The sequence below is a fragment of the Rivularia sp. PCC 7116 genome (genome assembly GCF_000316665.1).
Lineage (GTDB): Bacteria > Cyanobacteriota > Cyanobacteriia > Cyanobacteriales > Nostocaceae > Rivularia.
This window is the reverse complement of sequence record NC_019678.1, coordinates 6,806,794-6,828,349: the sequence shown is the minus strand read 5'-3', so window position 1 is coordinate 6,828,349 and position 21,556 is coordinate 6,806,794. Positions and strand designations below refer to the sequence as shown.

Sequence of the window (21,556 nt, the reverse complement as noted above, 5' to 3'; positions counted from 1 at the left end):
GTGATAGTGTAATTATTAGTTTACTGATATGTGTAAGTACAAATACTGGCGTAGTTCTGTTCTACTTATGAAATATTCTTATTCCTTCTGAATTAATTTTTGGGGTACATCTGAAGGATTGAATAAGCTCAACCAAACCAAGTTTTGGGTGTAGTAACCCGAACGGTCTCCCCAAGTTCCTTTTTGATACTTAGGTAATATTTTTTTTACTAATATTTCTTGAGCTATACCAGGTTTTAAAAGCCTCATAGCCACATGAAACATTGCGTATTGTGACGTTGCTTCGTAATCTACTAATGGCTTTCCTTTTAAATCAATGCTTGCAAGTAAGTAAGATTTTTGCCGCCATTCTTTTTGAAGATGTTGGGTAGATTTTTGGAGATAGCTTTTTGCTTGGGATGAATTAAACCATGTAGCATCAAGAGCGATTCGCCACCAAATGCGGTAAGCATCAAAACTGTATACAGTTTGAATATTGCTTTGTGCGGGGAGGGCGAAAAATTCTTCTGTTTCTAGATTTAATGCTACCCAGTCGCTAGGCAAGCCCACACCAGAAAGCCCTAATGATTTCTCCAGCACCTGATAACTACTATCTACTAAGCTCAACCAATCACGTTCTGGATCGACTTGAGCAAAAATCCGAAAAGCATAGGGAGCCAGGTAGGAAGGATTAAGATAAATAGTAGATGAATTGGGAACAAACGCATCGCTAGGACCTGGTAGTAAATAGCGTTTCTCGCTACTATCAGTAAAAGTAGACAGTTTCCACAAGTCCTGTAATTTTATCCGAGCTAATTCTAGATATTGAGGATTTTGCCATTTTCTATAAGCAAAAATCAAGGCTGTTATCGCATCAATATCTGCATCGCTAGCAAAGTTACTGTCGATAGTGCCCCAACTACCATCTTTCCTTCTTCCCCATTTCCAAGCCCACAGACTATCATTCTGTTGCCGTTGCAGATTATTCTCTGCCCAGTTTAAAGTTTTGGCAAAAGTTGTGGCATCATCGATTAAAACTGCTCTGAGCATGGCATAAGCTTGACCTTCGCTGGTAGATCTATCTTTAGCTTGAAAATCAATTACTCGTCCATCGCTCTGTATAAATAACCGGCGATAGCTGCTCCAACTTTTTGCTAATAATTCCCGATTTTGAGTTTCTTTTGGTAAGGCTGCAAGAAATACGTCGTAATTATCGTCAGTTGACAATGGAGTAAATGAAGGCATCGGAGTTTGCTGGTTCTGGCTGGGAAAGTTGACTGCTGAAGAACCAGAGTTGCAAGAGTACAAGCCGATTTGGCTAACTATCGCCGCTATTAATGGCAAATATCGCATCATAAAAACAGTTGGATTGATGAGGTATTAGCGGAAGTTGCGAAAACTAAATATTTTTGATTGAATACTAAATCTGATTATTCCTTGGATATTGCCAAAAATTAACTCTCGATTGCTACATTTCATTGACAATTACTAAAGACAATTACTAATTACGAATTCTGCGATTTGGATCTTCCCAAAAAGGTTGAAAACCGCGTCTTAGAAGAAAATCTTCTTGGAGTTTCTGCTTTTTCTCTTCTAATTTTCGATCTGTTACGCCCTCAGACATTTGCTGAATTTGTAATTTCTCCATCTGATTTAGAGCAGCTAAAGGTTTATCTAAAATGGCATTTAGATCGGCGATCGCCATCCTAGCTTCCCGATTTTGGGGCTTTTGCCTCAATATCTGGGAGTAAATTTTCTCTGCTGCTTCGTAGCGACGTTGTTCAAAACGGATTCCTCCCAAGGCCGCAAGAGCACCCATATTATCTGGCTGATTTCTCAAAACCTTCTCGTAGGCGACTCCTGCTAAATTCAGATCCCCTATTGCTTTAGATAACTGTCCTTCGACTTCAGTCGAATTACTTGGGTTAGCTGCTGCAAACTGTTTCACTAATGCTTGTGCTTTGGCTGGGTTACTTTGAGCCACAACTTGCAACCAGCGCTCTTGGATTTGTAAGTTGTTAGGTTCCAATTGCAAAAGGTATTTGTACAGAGGTTCCCATCGTGCCGAAGCTGGCAGTTGTCCCACCAAGCTATATAATTCCGGGGGTGTTGAAGTCGCTTTTTGAGTTGCTAACCAGTTATTTAGTACTGTAGTTGCTTGCTGTTGGTTAATTTTATTAGCTTGATAGCCAATGCTAATTTGTCCCAACTGATATGTAGGATTTTGCGGTTGACGAGCTAATAGTTGATTGTAATAACTTAAAGCTTCATCAAAACGCTTTTGTTGCGAACGCAGCCCCGCTAATGCTCGTAAAGCACCGTTGGTAATCTCATCATTATCGGGATTGGTGTTAAGTACAGCTTGGTAGCGTCTGGCACTAGCTTCTAGATTTCCTTCCTGTAACTCAATTTCTGCTGCTAATAACTGAGCAGCTAAATTATTTGTTCCTTCAGGAGTGGCTGTATAAGCCGCTAAAGCTTTTCTGGAAGCAATTGTATCTTTTTGCTGCAAATACATTTGAGCAATCCGGAAATTTAGGAAAGGAGCATCTACTCCTGTTCGCAATATACTTCGGTATCCAGCAATATATTCCGGATTGCGAGTATTAATTTGTACTAAAGCACTAGCAAATTTTTGTAATTCGACTGCATCTTGTGGTGGGTTTTGTAATGCCTGAGTCAATCTACGCCCGAAAGTATTTTGATTAATTACACCCAGCTTGTTCTCTAAAGCCAATTGGCGCAACACCAAACTTTTGTCGTTTGGTAATTTTACCGCAGCCTGCTTGTAAAGCTGTAGAGCTATTTTCTCTCCTTGCGGTAAACCAGAAAATACATCGGCAACTTGCAGCAGTAACAAAGGTGAAGGATTGGGATTATCCGCTAATACTTGTTGGTATAAACCAGCTACTTCTGCTGCTAAAGCGGAATCGTTTGTGCGCTTGCGTATTTCGTTTAAGGCACCAGCTAATAGTAAAACCGCATCTTGTCTACCGCGCAGAGGTTGTAATACAGCTAAAGCCTGAGCTTGTTGATTGTTAGCAAGATAAGCTTGGGATAATTCAGCCCGAGCTGTAAGCGCTAAAGAATCAGAAGTATTAGAACTACGTAATTGATTTTCGAGTACCTCTATGGCTTGTGTGGGATTGCCAGTTTTTTGCAAAGCTCTACCGTAGGCAATGGCTGCATTGGCAGTAAGATTTCTGCCAGTTGAAAGGTAGCGTTGAAACAGTTCTAGTGCTTCGGGATAATTTTGAGCATAGGTGTAAGTTTCCGCAGCCCCGAGAATAATCTCTGGCGTGGGGTTGTTGCTCAGCAAAATCTGGTAATCTGCCACTGAATCGTTGATTCTGCCTTGATAGTAATAAAGTAAAGCTCTTAGACTCCGAGATTGAAAATCATTCGGACTCAGATTTAATAAAGTATTGAGAGCCTTTATACCTCCAGCTTGCCATTGGGGACGATAGGTTCCAAACAAACCAATAGTTTTAAGAGCTAATTGGTTATTAGGATCGATAGACAGTACACGCTGGTAAGAATCCCAGGCAGCATCAATATTTCCAGCACGCTTATAGGCGATCGCCAAACCTAAATTTGCCTGTAAAGAACGTGGATTGCGTTTGACTGCTCGACGAAATACTTGGATTGCATCATCTACCCATCCTTTCTTCAAAAGTCTGTTTCCTTGTTTTACCAAGCTTGACGAAGATTTTTGTGCTTGAACGGGTTCATTATTAGTAAAGATGGGTACCGCTACCAAAGAAGTTGTCAGCAAGCAGTAAAAAGGAACAATCAACCACTGGTTAATTTGTTTGGTATTTTTGTTTTTCGCGTTCTTGTTCTGCACCGGATACAAATTATTTGTGATTTTATTTAAGATTTCTAGTTCTTTACTCATCGAGATTTTCTCCTATTTGGAGTAATATCAAATTCAGATTTCACCCTTATACCCAAAACGGATTCGTCGAAACTGTCTCTTCCTTGGAAGGATAAGCCTACGCGGAGATTGGGAAGGAATTTAAAGTCATAAAAAAGTTCTACTACATCTGGCTGTTTTCCCGTGCGGAGACTGTCGTTAGAAAGAGCGCGTCCGTAAGCTAAACCCAACCTGTCATCTGGCGTAAGCAAATCCAAGAAACTTAATCCTAATGAATAAGTTTGGGCACCTTCTCCTAAATCTCGGTTCTCGTAGCGTCCGTAGCGTCCAAATAAGCCTAATTTCATCTCTGGAATAAATACTTCAGCGTTTATTCCATATGATTCTTCTCTATCCTCTTCTAAAGGTCCAAATTGATTATTTCCTCTGGCAATTCCAAAGCTTTCGCCGAATGAATCCCGATTGCCTGCATCCCTAGCTGTGGCATAAGTGCCGCGAATAATCGCATTACCGTGACGGATGCCAATTTCACCTGCAAATCCATCCAAACTAAAATCACTAAGTGCCTGGGAAGAAGAGAATATTGCAGCTTTGGCTGCCACCTTATCGGTGACATTCCAATTAACTAACATACCAGGGCTTGAAGCAATACCTGTAGAAGACAATGCTGGATTTGTTTGAAAAACCGGATTAAAAAACTGGCTTGCTCCATCTTTCGCGAAGCTATTTCGGTCAAAATATGAAGTTAGATCCATTTGCCCGATAACAAAGCGTAAGTTAGGCAATCCCGCCAAAGAAGTTGCGAAATACAGTTCGTTGATATTCAAGCCTTCATTACGGGAATCGTCAAAGGTACTACCTTCACTAGTCATATCTAAAGTGGCACCGAATACAGCTTGAGGAGTCAAGGGATAAATTCCTGTTACTCTTGCCCTTGCTGAGGTATCATCACCCTGAGTTACATAGACACCTTGGAGGGTTAAAGATGGCTCTCCTACAGGAGACTTGCGGATAACAGCAGTAGGCTGTTGAGGAATTGGCTTTGGCTCGATTTGCTGAGCGACTGAATTCCTTTGAGTTGTAGGTGATGGTAATTCTGGTAGTTGCTTGTTGGCAGCTTGATTAAAGACTGGTTGAGATTTTTTATTAACCGTGGATGCAAATTCGGGTGAACTTAGTAATGGGTTATTGCTTAATGTTGGCTTTACCTCAGCTGAAGTTTGGTTTGGGGATGAATAAAGTAATTGGTTAAAAGTCGGTTGAGATTCAACACTATTATTTAGTTGTGGTTGCCTCTGAGTTCCTGGGAGTGGAGGTAAAGGAGCAATGTAAGTTCGGGCATTAACTGCATTGGCAACTTCGGGAGCCGCAAATTCCTGTACTTCGCTATTGTCCGCTGATTCTTCTTGGGGTAAAGGATTGAGTAGTTGATTAAAAGTGAGTTCCGAAGCTTTAGTCTCACTAACTGGTTTTACTTGTTGACAATAGCTCTGGGCATTACAGCTATCAGAATTAGCAACTAAGTCTGGTTGAAGTTGAGATATATCCTGTGCTGTTAGTACCGGTAAAGTAACTCTCGCCGAGAGTGGCTCGCTTGTATTCGCAGGAGGTGTTTTCTCAGGAGTTCCTCCAGGGGTTTTCATTTGTTCAATAAAACTATTCTCTAAATCCTGAATACTGTCTTCCTGCGGAGACTCAACCTGCGCGGTAGCCGAACCGCTAAATGCCACCATCCACAAAACTAAAAATGAGACTGAATAAAGCAGCGTATAAACCTTAGAGCTAGGTTTGCGATTGATATATTTGGAAGGATTCAATATATTTCGACTCATTAATATTACAGTACAAATAAGTATTAATCACTACTCTAAAAATAGAGATAAATAATAAATACTGGTGAAGTTTGAACATACTTTACAAGCATTATCTTTATAGATCAAGTAATTTATTTTTCATTATTTGTAAAAACTTACTTGATTTTTAGATAGATTTTTTTCATAAATAAAGTGACCGATAATTTCAAACCAAAAAAAGGCTATTACCCGAATGTTGAATTTAAAATTTTTACAGCCATCTCAGATAGTGAAAAAACCATCTTTTTTTGTGAATATGGCTGTTATCTCGGCAATTACTTTTAGTTCCGGATGTACTTTCCAAAATGCAGACGAAGTACAAATAAAAAATATGAACGTACAACCAATTGAAAGCAGTTCAAAATACAAAGTATCCGGTAAGACAAATTTACCAGATAACAGTATAATAAAGGTTATAGCAGTTCGAGGATTGGTGAATACAAACGCCGAAACAGCACCATTCATTAATAATAGTGCCAATATTACCCGTTCAATTTTAGACCGCAAAAACGTAGAAGTAAAATCCGGAGAATGGCAGGCAGAACTAAATATTTCTCATAAAAGTGCTGATGGTATATCGAGAGAAAGCTGGCAAAATGATAGTTACATGCCGCAGTTTAAACCAGAAGATAAAGTTTCTTTTATAGCCACATTTAATCCTGTTTCTCAATGGCAGAGGTCGGATAATAAAGCTTTAGAAAAGCCTCCAACAAAAATTCAACAACCCCAAGGAAAACTAGTTCGTGTAACTAATAGTGGGGAAAAGTTTGTTCAAGCAACAAAAACTTTATCTATACCTGCTGCTACTATTAAAAATATTTCATCGCTTTCAAAATCAAAGCAGGTGAATGATGATTGGGGTAATAGATATCTTTTGAATAAACAACTGCCAAGCTTTACAGGCTCCTTACCACCAGCAACGGAAATTAAACCAGACAGCAATACTCCTCTAAAAGCTTCTCAACAACTTCGTTAGAGATATAGAGATATTAACCAGCATAAACATACAAGCAAGTTGCTTTGATTAGCGACTTGCTGCTTTCTTTGCAATAATTCAAGAGATTAATGGCACCCACAAAAGAATAAATCCATACCCAGACTTATCTCTAACACTCCACCAAACCACAATGGACGTGTGAGAGGGGCAGGAGAGGGTGGAATAATTTTTTATGTTTTCCATACAATGCTCATAATTAATCTGGTGGAGTACTAGTAGTCCGCCACATTCATGTTGAGGCATGTATCTTAAAAGCATAAAGCTTCTATCCCACTTCCGCCCCGACTGCTTATCCTATATTTTTTTGCTTATTAATCTGCTGAACTATAATAAGCTTGAACATTTTCAGGCGCTTTTTCTGTTAAGTCTTGAATCGGTACAGATTTAGTCTTGGTTTGCAGTTGCTCAATTCGACTCATCATATCCTTCATTTGCTGCTGCAATGCTTCGATTTCGGAATGCTCATTCACATTAGCTTCGTTTACAAGACTATCTTGAGCATTTGAGTTAATGGTGTTGTTGCTTGTTTGCGAACTTATGTCATTTGGAAGAGAATCAGAAAAGTCTTCTGCCACATCTTGGGTATTTGCACTAAAGTAAGCAGCATCAACTGATTTATTCGCATTTAACTTAGATACAGACTCCGAATTTGTGACCACAACTGGTTGAGGTGCTACCTCTTGAGAATTCTGTCCGTTTAAAAAGCTAGTGAGTCCTGAAACTTGCAAGCGAGAATCGGAAAACTTAAATTGTTCAATCAATTCTTCCTTGTCTTGCAAATGAACCTTAAGTTTAGATAGTTCGTTTTTACAGTTCAAAGATTTTTGAGTAGTTTGCTGCCATCCGATTAAAGCTGCAACTGATATTCCCGTACCACAACTTAATACAGTTGCCAGTAGAACATAAGGTGCGGCTACATCTCGCAATCTGCCATAGAAGAAAGATTCTTCTTCAATGTTGATTCTCACTTGCTTATCGCCAAAGATAGCAAGCGGTACAGTCATTGCTGCAAATACAGCTATGCAAGCGATCGCAGATGGTAGAACAAGCTTTCTTCGTGCAGATAGAGTCATGCTTAGAACCTGCTATATGTATGTATAAGTTTATTTTTACGACTTGACCTTCATAAAGATGTCGCAGTGCACCTTATTAAGGTGAAGTATTTTCAAAGTAGAAACAAGATGTCTAACCTGAGCCACTGAAGTTTGAAAGCGTAGCCTTGCCTAAAATTCAATCCTATAAGGAACACAATATGAAATAGGATTTTCAATAACGATCAACTTCGATACTTTCTTAATAAGGTGCGAATTTTCAACAATTTACCCGAACTTTAATACAACACCCTTGATTCACAAATTCATAACGCGCTATGCACCAATAAATTTATCACTATATATATTTTTATAATATGTAATTAATATCAAGAAATGTATGTTTTAATAAAGTTCTTATAAACTCTATTCAAAGTAAAAAATACGCTACTTTTATCCTTTGGATATAAGACTAGTTGTATTTTCAATATCCTTTTATCTACCATATTATGTATGTTTGATTTATATTTGCTATATAAAATACTTTAAAAAGTAATTTTGTAAACTGCGAACGCAACTATTACCTTAAAAGGCATAACTAGTAAAGTAAAGTTCTATATTGACATTTAAGATAATATGTTATATTTTCCATTTATACATATATATATGACTTTGATGAGTAAATCACAAAATTTATGATGAAAATAATTATTTATAAAGAGATATAAAATTAATCAAAATTAGATAAATATAAAATCTAGTAAAATCAATAATACTATATTAGTAAACAAAAAATATTGTCTTGTTATTCTATGATAGTAAAAAAAATAGATAAAAATATTTAATCTTGCTTTAATTAAGAGGGAAACGATTCCTAACTTTTCTCTTAATATTCATGCTTATTCTTCTACTTTTTCTACATTTATAGCTGCTTTTTATAATTTTTAAGACTTACACATCTCGCACATTTTACTGTCGGGTGCTGTGACATTTAAATCAATTTTCAAAGTAATAATAAGACTTGTGATGTCATGCACCATCCGAGTCTTGCGACAATTGCGTAAATCCTGATTTTGTACAACCGTAATTGCGATATAGAAATCTAGCTTTAATTTTGAACAAATCAAATCAGCGCAACGAAACTCTTGTGATATGTTGCGCGATTGCAAATCTCAGCATTTTGGCAAAGTATTCAGTTTCGCGGCCGCTCGTAATAACGTAGTTGCGTGATTTTTGCGTAAGTCCTAAAAACTAAATATGCTGTAAATAAAAATCACCTTAACGGTAAGCTATTTAATCGTAGCCTTAATATATTGATTGCACATATGGTTGCTATTAGATTTAATAATGCTGTTCTAAGTCATATTATTAGGAATGGCCGCAACTGGCATATTTTTCTTGTAGGGTGCTGTGACAATTTGACTGATTATCAAGGTAGTAATAAGCTTTGTAGTGTCACGCACCACCCAAGCTTTGTGACAACTGCGGCCATTCCTGATTATAAATAAACCGAATATCATTTATTTCTTAAAATGTGGCGAATCAAGCCGAGAGCAGGTAGGCTTTGTTTTGACAGCCCGACTTATCTCCACAGAGGGCTATTTAGCTTATAGATGTTCAATTCGCTAAACTAGGGAAGGTGAAGTTCAAGTGATTTCATGAAAACTTCAAAAACAGCAGAAGAGTTATTTAAAGACGCTTACAACAGTCGTTATACTTGGGACGAAAACTTTCCCGGTTACAGCGCTGATGTGCAGCTAAAGCAGGGGCAAGGAGTTTACACGGGTAAAATATTTATTCACCGTGACTTGAGTGTAGAAGTAACTGGAATTGACGACAAGCAAGTGGAAGAAGGTGTATACATCCAATTATGGGATGTTGTTACTCACCGCAAACCTACTACTTTTAAAGATTCTCACGGGAATCATCAGTTTATCAAAGGCTCACCAGATGATTCACAATTAGTTTCAATTGTTGTGAAGGGTGATTCTCTTGATTCTAGCTACAAAATCCGAGGAAAAGAAATTTGTCAAGTAACTCGGGTAAAGGGTAATACGGCTTTTACGATTGATACCCACGAAAACTTAGATACGGGGGAAGGTTATGTTGCTAGTCGTTACGACGCTGTTTTTCGCGATGTTGCAACAAATCAAGTTCAAAGCATTCTCAAATTTCAAGATTCCTATGAAAAGGTAGACAAATATTATCTAATGACCAAGCAGGTGGTACAAGATTGTATTGATGGTCAAAATACTACAACCGAGTTTAGCTATTCCAATATTAGGCTATTAAAACCAGCGATAGTTTAAATAATTGGCAATTAGGCATGAGATATGGGGTATTGAGTATAGTTATCAGCAGCAAGTAGCAAGTAATAAGTTAATAATTTATTTTCCCTTGTCTCCTTGTTCCCTTGTCTCCCCCTTTCCCCGACGCAATTGGTCTAGTATGTAATTACAAGCTGTGAAAAACAAACTTTGTCGCTTAACAGAGGTCTAAAAGGATAATGGAATTAACAAATAAAAATGTAGAAACGGTTCTTGATGAATTGCGCCCATATTTAATGTCTGATGGCGGCAATGTGGAACTTGTAGAACTTGATGGCCCTGTTGTTAAACTACGTTTACAAGGTGCCTGCGGTTCTTGTCCTAGTTCCGCTATGACTCTAAGAATGGGTATCGAACGCCGACTTAGAGAAATGATTCCTGAAATTGCAGAAGTGGAACAAGTGGTGTAGAAATTAAAGTTGGGAATTAGGATTTGTTTACCATTATCCTAATTCCTAACTCCTAACTCTTAACTCCTCACTCGTTTATGTCTCAACCCCTGCATATTGCTTTTATTTGGCATCAACATCAACCTTTATATAAGTCTCCTGAAGGAGGTAGTTCTTCGTATCTTAGTACTGGAAGATACCGCTTACCTTGGGTAAGACTACATGGTACCAAGGATTATTTAGATTTGATTTTGATGTTGGAACGCTACCCGAAACTGCATCAAACCGTTAATTTGGTACCATCGCTAATATTGCAGCTAGAAGATTATATTGCCGGTACTGCTTTCGATCCTTATTTAGAAGTTAGTTTAACCCCTACAGAACAACTAACGAGCGGACAGTTAGAATTTATTCTCGAACATTTTTTTGACGCTAATTACGATACTTTAATTCAACCCCATCCCCGCTACAGCGAACTTTATCAAATTCGTCAGGAAAAGGGAGAAGCTTGGTGTTTGGCTAATTGGAGTTTACAAGATTACAGCGATTTATTGGCTTGGCATAATTTGGCTTGGATCGATCCGCTGTTTTGGGATGATGGGGAAATAGCCGCTTGGTTGAAGCAGGGCAAAGATTTTAGCTTGAGCGATCGCCAGCGTATTTACTCGAAGCAGCGAGAAATATTAGGTAAAATCATACCGCAACATCGGCAGATGCAGGAAGCAGGACAGTTAGAGGTGATGACTACTCCTTATACGCATCCGATTTTACCTTTGCTCGCGGATACTGATGTGGGTAGAGTCGCAGTACCCAATATGAATTTACCGCGATATCGTTTTTCTTGGGCTGAAGACATTCCCCGTCACCTAAGTAAGGGATGGGAGTTTTATAAAGATAGATTCAAACGAAAACCTCGTGGGTTATGGCCATCAGAACAATCGGTTAGTCCGGCTGTTTTACCGTATATCGTGGAACAGGGATTTGAGTGGATATGCTCGGATGAAGCAGTTTTAGGATGGAGTTTACAGCAGTTTTTCCACCGAGATGAAGTAGGGAATATCCAACAACCGGATTTACTTTATCGTCCTTACCGCTTGCAAACGGATAAAGGGGATTTATCAATTGTTTTTCGCGACCATGCTTTATCCGATTTAGTTGGTTTTACCTATAGTGGAATGCCTCCTCAAGATGCTGCACAAGATTTAATCGCAAGATTGCACAAAATTGCTCAAATGCAGCAACACAGTCAAAGCGAACAACCTTGGTTAGTTACTATTGCTTTAGATGGCGAAAACTGTTGGGAATTCTACGAACAAGATGGTAAACCTTTCTTAGAAGCTTTATACGAAGGCTTTAGTAAAGAACCGGAGTTAAAACTAGTCACGGTTTCCGAATTTTTGGAACAGTTTCCCGCTCAAGCTACAATGAAAGGCGAGCAATTACACAGTGGTTCTTGGGTCGATGGCAGCTTTACAACTTGGATTGGCGACCCGGTAAAAAATAGAGCTTGGGACTACTTAACTCAAGCCAGACAAACATTAGCAAATCATCCAGAAGCAACTGAAGAAAACAACCCCGCTGTCTGGGAAGCTTTATACGCTGCCGAGGGTTCCGACTGGTTCTGGTGGTTCGGAGAAGGTCATTCATCGAATCAAGATGCTATTTTTGACCAATTATTCCGCTTGCATTTGCGGGGAATTTACCGAGCATTGAACGAACCCATACCAACTTATTTAAATCAACCTTTAGAAATCCACGAAGCGCAAACCGATCGTAGAGCAACTGGATTTATTCATCCAGCAATTAATGGAAGTGCCGAGGAACAAGGTTGGGAAAAAGCGGGGCGTTTAGAAATAGGCGGTGCCCGAGGAACTATGCACAGCAGCAGCCCGATACAAAGGTTGTGGTACGGCTTAGACCAATCTAATTTTTATTTACGCATGGATTTCAAAACTGGAATCGTGCCAGGAAAAGATTTAGCTTCTGAGTTAAACCTGCTGTGGTTTTATCCAAATAAAATCATGCACAACGGTAGTTCACCGATAGTAAACACGCCGGATACAGCACCAGTTAATTATTTATTTCACCATCATTTGCAAATAAATTTTTCAACACGCTCAATTAAATTTCAGCAAGCTGGTGAATATAGCCAATGGTTTTCTCGGGAAACTCACGCTCAAGCAGCTTTGAATACTTGTCTGGAAGTTGCAGTACCGTGGCAAGATTTGCGGCAACCTCCCGAATCTGCGATTAGACTTTTGTTAGTACTTTCCGAAAAAGGAAATTTTCGCACTTATTTACCAGAAAACGGATTAATCGCTATTGAGTAATAAGTAATTGGTCATTGGGAATAGGTAATTGGGTATTGGGTATTGGGCATTGGGCATTGGGCATTGGTAGTTGGAAATTTCTAACTTGCTACTTACTACTTACTACCCATAACTGCTCACTGCTCACTGTTAACTGTTAACTGTTTCCCCCTCCCCTTCGCAATTTCTATCCGGAGTATTCAAGGAAAAGTTAGAGAAAAATTAGAGAAAAATTAGGTTTTTGCAAAGATACGGTAATTATACTGGCGACAAATACTGATAGTAGTTACATTGAAAAAATCGCGGAGTCGCAATGTCACAATGTAAATAATATTGTTTACTATAATGAATCGTTTTTCTCGAAAAGTATCAAATTTTCATTCAGACCTTTTGATGAATACTAAATTAGGGCAATTATGTGGTTCCAAAACTTTATTTCGCGAACGATATGCAATCTTACGTATTTTAGGTAGAGGAGGATTCGGAGTCACTTTTTTGGCTCGAAATGTAACTTTACCAGGAAATCCTTTATGCGTTATTAAACAGCTTTGCCCTAAAGTTAGCAGTCCTAAAAGTTGGGCAAAGGCAAAAGAACGTTTTGAAAAAGAAGCTAAAACTTTAGGTCAACTCGGGAATCATTCTCAAATTCCTATGCTTTTGGATTATTTTGAAGTGGGAGGAGAATTTTTTCTGGTTCAAGAATATGTCCGTGGCTGTACTTTAACTCGGGAGGTTAGACGTAGTGGTGTTTTGAGTGAAGATGCAGTAAAGAAGTTTTTACAAGAAATTCTTCCAGTTTTACAGTATATTCATAAAAATCATGTGATTCACCGCGATATCAAACCACAAAATTTACTCCGATGCGATGATGATGGACGTTTGGTTTTAATTGATTTTGGTGCAGTTAGAGAAGAGTTAGCCAAAGCTAGCGAGCTTGCGGATAAAACTGCTACCACAAATTTTGTCGGCACTATGGGATTTGCTCCTCCAGAGCAGTTTTCTCTGCGTCCAGTTTACAGTAGCGATATTTATGCATTAGGTGTTACCAGCCTTTATTTGCTTAGCGGCAAAGCACCCTTGGAATTTGATTACGACACAAATACGGGTGAAATCTGCTGGCAAAAACAACTGACGGTAAGCGAACATTTTGGTTCTATTCTCAACAAAATGCTGAAAGTTAGCGTAAAAGAACGCTTTAGCTCTGCTTCTGAGGTCATGTTTGCCCTGGGTATAGAATCCCATTTACCTCACCTAAACAATTGCTTGAGCATTCAACCTTTAAAAGAGAAAAAGAAGCCAACTAAAACTAATAGCTTTGAAGATAATTACTATAGTTATGTTCCCCCATTTACGCGAACTGCAATCGCTATTCGTGAATGGAAAGCTAAGATAAATGCAAGAAAATCGCGACGTAGTTACAAACATTATTCATCAATGGCATAACTAGATTAAAATGTAACATTCATCTACAAACTCATTTAGGTAAATTATTTTAGGTAGACTATTTATTTTATAATCTGAAAAAACTTTTAGTTTAAATACATATAGTTTTTGTTAATACACTATTCTCAGTAAACTTGATTACATTATACGAAAAATGATTTAATTAATCGAATTTAAATATTTTTCTACAGAGATTTTTGTATAATAATGAAATAATTTTTCTATTATAAAGAAAAATTGGGGCTTTTGTTAGCATAAACTATCACGCAGTTGCCCGAATTAAATGATGATCTGCTGCCTAAATCCCGATTGCCTAAATCCCCTCAATGATAAATCGTCAAAAGTTTGCGCTAGCTGCGGGGTACCTTTACTTCCATTATTACGAAATCGGTTTCGAGTTATCCGGGTGCTTTCACAGGAAGGTGGATTTGGAAAAACTTATTTGGCTCAAGATTCAGACAAATTAAATGAACCTTGTGTTATCAAGCAGTTAGCACCTAGAATTGAAGGAAATTGGGCGCTAAAGAAAGCAGTAGAGCTATTTGAAAAAGAAGCGCAAAGACTACAAGAACTAGGAGAAAATCCTCAGATTCCTAAACTTCTGGCTTATTTTGAACAAGATAGCTGTCTGTATCTAGTACAGCAATTTATTGACGGAGAAAATTTACTCGAAGAATTAGAAAATCGCCGTCAAGGCGATATTTGGCTGCGGTGTTATAGCGAAAAAGAAGTTAGAGAATTTTTATTAAATTTATTACCAGTTCTTCATTTTGTTCATGAAAGGGGAGTCGTTCATCGAGATATTAAACCCCAAAATATTATTCGTCGCACTTCTCCTCAAGAGTTAGCGGGAAATTTGGTACTAATTGATTTTGGCTCTTCTAAAGAATTAAAGCCAAAACTCAAATTGAAAGTAGGAACTTCCATAGGTTCTCATGGCTACTCAGCAATAGAACAAATTAGAGATGGTTTAGCTTATCCTGCAAGCGATTTGTTTAGTGTTGGGGCTACCTGTTTTCATTTAATGACTGGTATCTCACCTTTTCAATTATGGACTGAGCATGGTTATGGCTGGATGAGTAATTGGGAACAATATTTAAATTATCCAATTAGCGACGAACTTGCTCATATTATTGATAAATTATTGAAAAAAGATGTAGAACACCGCTACAAATCTGCTGTAGAAGTAATTGCAGATTTGAAAGAACTGCAAAAATATCCAGTTGTTTTACCACCTTTAGCAGAAACGGACGAATTAGTATTACCACCAACCGAAATATTTTCAGTAAATAGGTACGCAAAATTCAAAAAAATATTGCTGGCATTGGCAGCCATAACCGTATTTATTGTAGGAGAAATTTGGTATTGGAAAACTCGCGAAACCCAAATTCGTAACGATACAAATAATCAACCGGCAGCTAAAACTGAAAGAATTCTTAACCAACCTTTATCGAATAAGCAGAAACTGGCTGTAACCGATACCTTTCATTTAGCTTATGATTCGGTGTCATCCCTTGCTATTAGCCCTGATAGCAAGACAGTTTTGGCAAATAGTGTTTTTGGGATCAAACTATGGAGTTTGGTAACGGGGCAGGAAATATCTGTTTTCAACGCTCACAATGCCAAAGTTAACGTTGTCGCGATTAATCCTGAAGGTACAAAATTTGCCAGTGGTAGCGAAGATAAAACTATTAAAATATGGAATCTGGCTACGGGACAAGAAATTCGCACCTTAAAAGGACATAAGCAATCGGTTCATGCTTTAGCTATTAGTCCTGATGGTAAGATACTCGCTTCTGGAGGCGATGACAATCTGATTAAGTTATGGAATCTTAATACTGGTGAAAATATAGTTAGTTTTAACAGCCATAACGCTCGCGTTAGTTCCCTTGCTTTTGACTCTACAGGTAAGATGCTTGCTAGTGGTAGCTTTGACGGTACTATTAAACTTTGGAATCTAAAGTCATACCAGTTGATACGTAATTTATTAAAAAGCTCTAGTAATATTTCTTCTATTAATTTTGTTAAAATAGCTGGAATTACAGCTAATGACTCAGTAATTGCTAATCACAATAACTCTATAAGTATATGGAATCCAGTTACTGGAGATAAAATACGAACTTTTGAAGGACATTCCCAACCTATAACCTCTACTGCCATTGGCTTTCAAAACAATCTTCTCGCTTCAGGTAGTAGCGACAACACAATAAAATTATGGAATTTAAACACTGGGGAACTTTTGAATACCTTAAGAGGACATTCTGGAAAAGTCGAATCTCTTGCTTTTAATAGGAATGGAAATATACTCATTAGCTCCGCCAGAGATAAAACTATGAAAATATGGCAAATATCTCTTTTTTAATTGTTTAGAGAATAATAATTCCGAATAAAGTCAATATAAAATACTTGTAAAGAATATGCCTAAGTCTTGGAAATTATTCCGAGATATTATTGAATTAATTGATAGATGAATATATTTCTATCAAAGAATAAATATAAGTATATTTTTTTGGTTTATGAAGTTGGTCTAGGGTTCGGCTTCAGGTTTGATTTTATAGTGACTGTGAATATGAATAATCACATATTGAAAATTTTAACCAGTTTGTCAGTGGTAGTTTTAGGCTTTGCCAAAATTTGGGGCTGGCAAGTTTCTCCTGCTGTTAGCAATAGTAATAATAATGTATCTGCTATCTTGAAGCAGCCGAAGTTAAAATCATCACTACCATGGAAAAGTGCTTCTTTACAGTCCACATTAACCGGGCATTCCGATTCAGTTTGGGCGATCGCCGTTAGCCCCGAGCAAGCAGAAGCTAACAAAGGAAGAATTATTGCTTCTGTTAGTGGAGATAAAACTATTAAACTATGGGATTTTGAAACAAAAGAGCTGATTAGGACTATTACAGGACATTCTGATGAAGTTAATGCTGTTGCTTTTAGTCCAGACGGAAAAATACTAGCTTCTGCTGGAGGAGATAAAGTTATTCGATTGTGGAATGTTGCTACGGGGAGGCAAATTCGAGCCATGATAGGGCATTCTGCCTCTGTCGGTTCAATTGCTTTTAGTCCGGATGGCAATTTTATTATTAGTAGTAGTTGGGATCAGAATGTTAATTTGTGGAATGCAAGTACGGGAACCAAAATTCGTAGCATCCGAGGAGATTGTGACGTCGCAAATGTAGTTGCAATTAGTCCAGACGGTAAGACATTTGCAACGGGGAATCATTTTGAAGGGACGATTAAGTTATGGGATTTAGCTACGGGGAATAAAATTAAATATTTATCAGGTCATTTAGATGCGGTTAGTTCCTTAGCATTTAGTCCAGATGGCAAAACCCTTGCAAGTGCTAGTTGGGATAAGACTATTAAGTTATGGGATCTTAGTAGCGGATCGAAACTGCGCGTTTTGAACGGGCATTCTAATAAAATTTGGTCCGTAGCTTTTAGTCCAGATGGTAAAACTCTAGCAAGTGGTAGCTTGGATAAGACTATTAAGTTATGGAATCCCGAAACCGGAAGAAGAATTATTACTCTAAGAGGACATTCTCAAAGAGTTTGGTCTGTAGCATTTAGTCCAGATAGTAAAACTCTTGTTAGCAGTAGTTTTGATAAAACAATTAAAGTTTGGCAAACTTTGCACTAGCGGTTGGGCGATTGGTAATTGGCAATGACTCATTTCCAACATCCAGGCTGGGAATTTAGTTAATGTTGGCTCTAGCTTCAATGCGTTAATTTTCTTCTTAGGCACTCCCAAGTAATAAAATACCCAACCGTCGCGGTTGCGCGGAGCGCAACCGCCCAAAAATCATCAGAATGTGATTCATTTAAGTACAGAGCGCAGATTTAGCTGGTAATTCAATTACAAATTCGGCACCTTCACCAAGAGTCGAATTGCAATATAATTTACCACCATGCTTTTCAATGATTTTGTAACTAATTGACAATCCTAAACCAGTACCTTTACCAACCGCTTTAGTAGTAAAAAATGGGTCAAATAGTTTATCTAAAATTTCAGTAGAAATTCCCTTACCATCGTCTTTTATAGATATCTTTACCCAATTATTCTCTATAAGTTGAGTTTTGATTGTGATGGTTCTAGTATTATCTTCTTCAGAAGCAGAATCAATTGATTGTAGTTCATCAATTGCATTTGCTAGCAAATTCATAAAAACCTGATTGAGTTGCCCAGCATAACACTCAACTAAGGGAAGTTCGCCATATTCTTTGATAATTTCTATCGAAACCTTGGAGGTATCAGTTTTCAATCGATGCTGTAGAATCAATAAAGTACCTTCAATACCATCATGGATATCTACAGGTTTCATTTCCGCTTCATCTAAACGTGAAAAGCTGCGTAAAGATAAAACAATAGATTGAATGCGTTTAGTTCCTATAGATAAAGAAGAACAGAGTTTTGGTAAATCTTGGGCAATATATTCTATGTCAGCTTCCTCAAGTAATGTTTGAACTTCATCAGAAGGTTCCGGACAATATTGTTGATAGCAGCTTAGTACCTGCAAAATATTATTTGTGTATTCCTCTAGATGAGCTAAATTAGCATAAATGAAATTAACCGGATTATTGATTTCGTGGGCAATTCCTGCTACCAACTGTCCCAAACTAGACATTTTTTCGGTTTGAATAAGTTGAGTTTGAGTGTCTTTTAAGTTAATTAGAGTTTTAGATAATTGCTCGCTTTTTTCTCGATTATGGTTAAGTAAAGAAGCGTGCTGCATTGCAACTCCTAATTGGGCTGCAATTTGACTCACAAATTCAACCTCTGAAACTTCCCAATGACGTGAGGCTTGATGTTGATATACACCCAAAAGTCCCCAAAGGTTTTGCTCGACAAAAATCGGTACGAGAATGAAAGCTTTAATATGGAACTGCTCGTAGATATCAAGGTGGCATTGTGAAAAATCTTGCTGATAAATATCATCTACAACAGAAATTTCACCTTTGCGATATCTACCACCTTGAGTTTCTTGCAGATAGGTATCATCCCAAACTACGTTAACTCCTAATTCTCCAATATCGAGCCAACGAGGAGTAACACATTCAAAGTCAGCAACAAATTCTCCACCCCAATCGGCATTAAATCGGTAAACCGAAACTCTATCAACATCTAAAATTTGAGTAATTTCTTTAGTCGTAATTCGGAAAATTTCTTCAATATCAAGAGATTCACGTATCTTGGCAACAATAATTGAAAGAGCTTTTTGCTGTTCTATAACTCTTTTAAGCTCTGTATTAGAAACCTTTAACTCTTTTGTCTGCTGACGAGTATAAGCTAATAAACTAGAATGTTGTACTGCTACTCCTAACTGAGCCGCTATTTGACTGGTAAATTCCACCTCAGAAGTTTTCCAATGGCGCAATTCCTGATGCTCATATACTCCTAAAAGTCCCCACAGGTTTTTTCCAATAAATATTGGTACTACAATAAAAGCTTTAATTTGGAACTGTTCGTAAATATCGAGATGACATTGAGAAAAGTTTTGCTGATAAATATCATCTACTACTGAAACTTCACCCTTGGCGTATCTACCACCTTGAGTTTCTTGTAGATAAGTATCGTCCCAAACTGTATTTACACCTAATTCTCCAATATCAAGCCATTGGGGACTCACAGATTCAAAGTCAGCAACAAACTCTCCACCCCAATCCGAATTAAACCGATAAGCTGAAACTCTATCAACATCAAGTATCTCATTTAATTCCTTGGTTGTAATTCGGAAAATTTCTTCAATATCTAGGGATTCGCGTATCTTAGCAACAATACCTGCAAGCGCTTCTTGTCTGGAAATAAAGTTTTCTAACTCTAAATTTGAAAATTCTAGCTGCTGAGTTTTTTGTTGAAGTTGTTCTGTACGCTCTTCTACTTGCTGTTCTAGATTCGCGTTTAATGTTTGTACTTGTTGATAAAGCCTGTACTGTTTTATTGCAGTAGAAAATCGTTCGCCCAGCGCTTGAGCATACTTCAATTCTTCTTCCGTCCAAACCCTAGTTTGTGCAGCTTTCTCTTGCCTCCATACTTCAAAAGACTGTCTTGCCATCAATTGGCGAGTATCGGGATTGTGCCATCCCGCCCATAAAATCTCCGTATCTACTTCATCTCGGAAGATAGTTAAGCAGCCAACAAGATGAGTTCCGTAGTGTAACGGAATAATAAGAAGACTGCGAATTGAAGTAGATTGAAAGAATGGAGTTAAGGTACGAAATAAAGGTTCGCGGTAAACATCGTCAATAGCCCATAGGTTGGAATGATGATCAACTTCTTCTTTACAGTCTTTTAGCTGATATACCGAATTCATCCACTGTACAGTCCAACGTTTATAACCGGTACTATCAGAACCGGATTCAATCACCGAGTGCAAAAAATTCTTCCAAAGATAATTTTCTTCGACAACTCTATTTTCTTCTTTACTTATAAAATCTGGCTGCATTCCATATGTATAAATTTCTCTGGGTTGTTGCTCATCTGCAAGCAAATAAAGTCTGCCACCAGAGCCATTAAATGTTGCCACCGCTTCTTGAAGAGCATCGTGTAATTTTACATTAGGATTTGTATAAAGTAGCTTGGTGACACGATTGATATTAGCTTCCTGCTTTGCTTGCGATCTCACTTTCTCCAGCAAAATCGACTGAGATATAGCAACTGCAACTTGATCCACAACAGCTTGAATAAACTGTAATTCCTCTTCACTCACGTGACGCGATTCGCTATGATGACAAGCTAGCAAACCCCAAAGCTGAGCGGAAGAGTTGAAGGAAGAAGATTGTTTTTTACCAGTAGAAACTTCTTCTAAAACAATTGGTACTATTACTGAAGACTTAACCCCCATTGCAGTTAAATATTCTGCATGACAGGGGTCTAAAGAACGGTAGCGAATATCATTTTGCTCCTGAGTTTCTCCAGTTTCCGGATGCTCTAAGGGACTAATTCCGATTTGAATATTAGCAACATCGACTACAGTTCGCTGACGTGCCCTTAAATATAATTCGCGAGCGTAGGGAGGAATATCATCAGCCGGAAAACTCAAACCTAGCAAAGAAGGTAGCCGATTATTATGAATTGATTCGGCAATTACTACCCCACTGCTATCGGGATTGAACTGATATACTTTTACACGGTCAGTTCCTAAATAATCCCTTACTTCCGCCACCATCGTATTTAAAATTTCTTTTAACTCTAAAGACTGGCGAATGCGATTCGCAATGCGGTGTAATAAAGTTTCTTGGGTAGCCGTTGATTGTAGTCCTGAAATATTATGCATTACTTTACTTTATAAAAATTTTAAATTCTTATAAATATAGTTCCCACTTTGAATGCAGTAATTTGATTACAGTTGCC

The 21,556-nt window shown here is 37.9% G+C and carries 12 protein-coding genes; 7 read left to right on the top strand and 5 right to left on the bottom strand.

Annotation, left to right across the window (positions count from 1 at the left end):
- Window positions 1–78 precede the first annotated feature (78 nt).
- The 3 genes from RIV7116_RS26300 to RIV7116_RS26290 form a co-directional block, all read right to left on the bottom strand.
- The gene (locus RIV7116_RS26300; RefSeq protein ID WP_015121369.1) at window positions 79–1,335 is read right to left on the bottom strand and encodes a glycosyl hydrolase family 8; all 1,257 of its coding nucleotides are present in this window, start codon (window positions 1,333–1,335) and stop codon (window positions 79–81) included.
- A 145-nt stretch (window positions 1,336–1,480) separates the two neighbouring features.
- Entirely contained in the window at window positions 1,481–3,877 is a 2,397-nt protein-coding gene (locus tag RIV7116_RS26295; RefSeq protein WP_015121368.1) for a tetratricopeptide repeat protein, read from the bottom strand.
- Window positions 3,874–5,688 carry a carbohydrate porin gene (locus tag RIV7116_RS26290; RefSeq protein ID WP_015121367.1) on the bottom strand — a complete coding sequence of 605 codons (1,815 nt, stop codon included), beginning with the start codon at window positions 5,686–5,688 and terminating at the stop codon, window positions 3,874–3,876. Before RIV7116_RS26290 ends, RIV7116_RS26295 begins: the two co-directional genes overlap by 4 nt.
- Before the next feature lie 214 nt (window positions 5,689–5,902).
- Here RIV7116_RS26290 and RIV7116_RS26285 point away from each other — a divergent pair, with 214 nt between their 5' ends.
- On the top strand, window positions 5,903–6,685 hold the full coding sequence (locus tag RIV7116_RS26285; protein ID WP_015121366.1) for a hypothetical protein: 783 nt from the start codon (window positions 5,903–5,905) through the stop codon (window positions 6,683–6,685).
- Between the two features lie 332 nt (window positions 6,686–7,017).
- Here RIV7116_RS26285 and RIV7116_RS26280 read toward each other — a convergent pair whose 3' ends face one another.
- The gene (locus RIV7116_RS26280; protein WP_015121365.1) at window positions 7,018–7,779 is read right to left on the bottom strand and encodes a hypothetical protein; all 762 of its coding nucleotides are present in this window, start codon (window positions 7,777–7,779) and stop codon (window positions 7,018–7,020) included.
- A 1,616-nt stretch (window positions 7,780–9,395) separates the two neighbouring features.
- On the opposite strand from RIV7116_RS26280, the gene RIV7116_RS26275 reads away from it, so the two are divergent.
- The 6 genes from RIV7116_RS26275 to RIV7116_RS26250 all read left to right on the top strand — a co-directional run bounded on the left by RIV7116_RS26275 (window position 9,396) and on the right by RIV7116_RS26250 (window position 17,845).
- Complete coding sequence (locus tag RIV7116_RS26275) at window positions 9,396–10,046, top strand: DUF3386 domain-containing protein (RefSeq protein WP_015121364.1); 651 nt, start codon at window positions 9,396–9,398, stop codon at window positions 10,044–10,046.
- A 197-nt stretch (window positions 10,047–10,243) separates the two neighbouring features.
- Window positions 10,244–10,474 carry a NifU family protein gene (locus RIV7116_RS26270; RefSeq protein WP_015121363.1) on the top strand — a complete coding sequence of 77 codons (231 nt, stop codon included), beginning with the start codon at window positions 10,244–10,246 and terminating at the stop codon, window positions 10,472–10,474.
- Between the two features lie 77 nt (window positions 10,475–10,551).
- On the top strand, window positions 10,552–12,783 hold the full coding sequence (locus RIV7116_RS26265; RefSeq protein ID WP_015121362.1) for an alpha-amylase/alpha-mannosidase: 2,232 nt from the start codon (window positions 10,552–10,554) through the stop codon (window positions 12,781–12,783).
- A 324-nt stretch (window positions 12,784–13,107) separates the two neighbouring features.
- On the top strand, window positions 13,108–14,205 hold the full coding sequence (locus RIV7116_RS26260; protein WP_015121361.1) for a serine/threonine-protein kinase: 1,098 nt from the start codon (window positions 13,108–13,110) through the stop codon (window positions 14,203–14,205).
- Window positions 14,206–14,491: 286 nt separating this feature from the next.
- Complete coding sequence (locus RIV7116_RS26255) at window positions 14,492–16,567, top strand: serine/threonine-protein kinase (RefSeq protein ID WP_044292375.1); 2,076 nt, start codon at window positions 14,492–14,494, stop codon at window positions 16,565–16,567.
- Window positions 16,568–16,774: 207 nt separating this feature from the next.
- Window positions 16,775–17,845 (top strand): WD40 repeat domain-containing protein, encoded by a 1,071-nt coding sequence (locus RIV7116_RS26250; protein WP_044291203.1) that lies wholly within the window; start codon window positions 16,775–16,777, stop codon window positions 17,843–17,845.
- A gap of 181 nt (window positions 17,846–18,026) precedes the next feature.
- Here RIV7116_RS26250 and RIV7116_RS26245 read toward each other — a convergent pair whose 3' ends face one another.
- Window positions 18,027–21,479 carry a GAF domain-containing protein gene (locus tag RIV7116_RS26245; protein ID WP_015121358.1) on the bottom strand — a complete coding sequence of 1,151 codons (3,453 nt, stop codon included), beginning with the start codon at window positions 21,477–21,479 and terminating at the stop codon, window positions 18,027–18,029.
- Window positions 21,480–21,556 lie beyond the last annotated feature (77 nt).

What these genes read in the sequence shown, in the direction of transcription:
- RIV7116_RS26300 (WP_015121369.1), bottom strand. Translation starts at nt 1,335, where the DNA reads ATGATGCGATATTTGCCATTAATAGCGGCGATAGTTAGCCAAATCGGC.
- RIV7116_RS26245 (WP_015121358.1), bottom strand. Translation starts at nt 21,479, where the DNA reads ATGCATAATATTTCAGGACTACAATCAACGGCTACCCAAGAAACTTTA.
- RIV7116_RS26280 (WP_015121365.1), bottom strand. Translation starts at nt 7,779, where the DNA reads ATGACTCTATCTGCACGAAGAAAGCTTGTTCTACCATCTGCGATCGCT.
- RIV7116_RS26250 (WP_044291203.1), top strand. Translation starts at nt 16,775, where the DNA reads ATGAATAATCACATATTGAAAATTTTAACCAGTTTGTCAGTGGTAGTT.
- RIV7116_RS26270 (WP_015121363.1), top strand. Translation starts at nt 10,244, where the DNA reads ATGGAATTAACAAATAAAAATGTAGAAACGGTTCTTGATGAATTGCGC.
- RIV7116_RS26265 (WP_015121362.1), top strand. Translation starts at nt 10,552, where the DNA reads ATGTCTCAACCCCTGCATATTGCTTTTATTTGGCATCAACATCAACCT.
- RIV7116_RS26290 (WP_015121367.1), bottom strand. Translation starts at nt 5,688, where the DNA reads ATGAGTCGAAATATATTGAATCCTTCCAAATATATCAATCGCAAACCT.
- RIV7116_RS26275 (WP_015121364.1), top strand. Translation starts at nt 9,396, where the DNA reads ATGAAAACTTCAAAAACAGCAGAAGAGTTATTTAAAGACGCTTACAAC.
- RIV7116_RS26260 (WP_015121361.1), top strand. Translation starts at nt 13,108, where the DNA reads ATGAATCGTTTTTCTCGAAAAGTATCAAATTTTCATTCAGACCTTTTG.
- RIV7116_RS26295 (WP_015121368.1), bottom strand. Translation starts at nt 3,877, where the DNA reads ATGAGTAAAGAACTAGAAATCTTAAATAAAATCACAAATAATTTGTAT.
- RIV7116_RS26255 (WP_044292375.1), top strand. Translation starts at nt 14,492, where the DNA reads ATGATCTGCTGCCTAAATCCCGATTGCCTAAATCCCCTCAATGATAAA.
- RIV7116_RS26285 (WP_015121366.1), top strand. Translation starts at nt 5,903, where the DNA reads ATGTTGAATTTAAAATTTTTACAGCCATCTCAGATAGTGAAAAAACCA.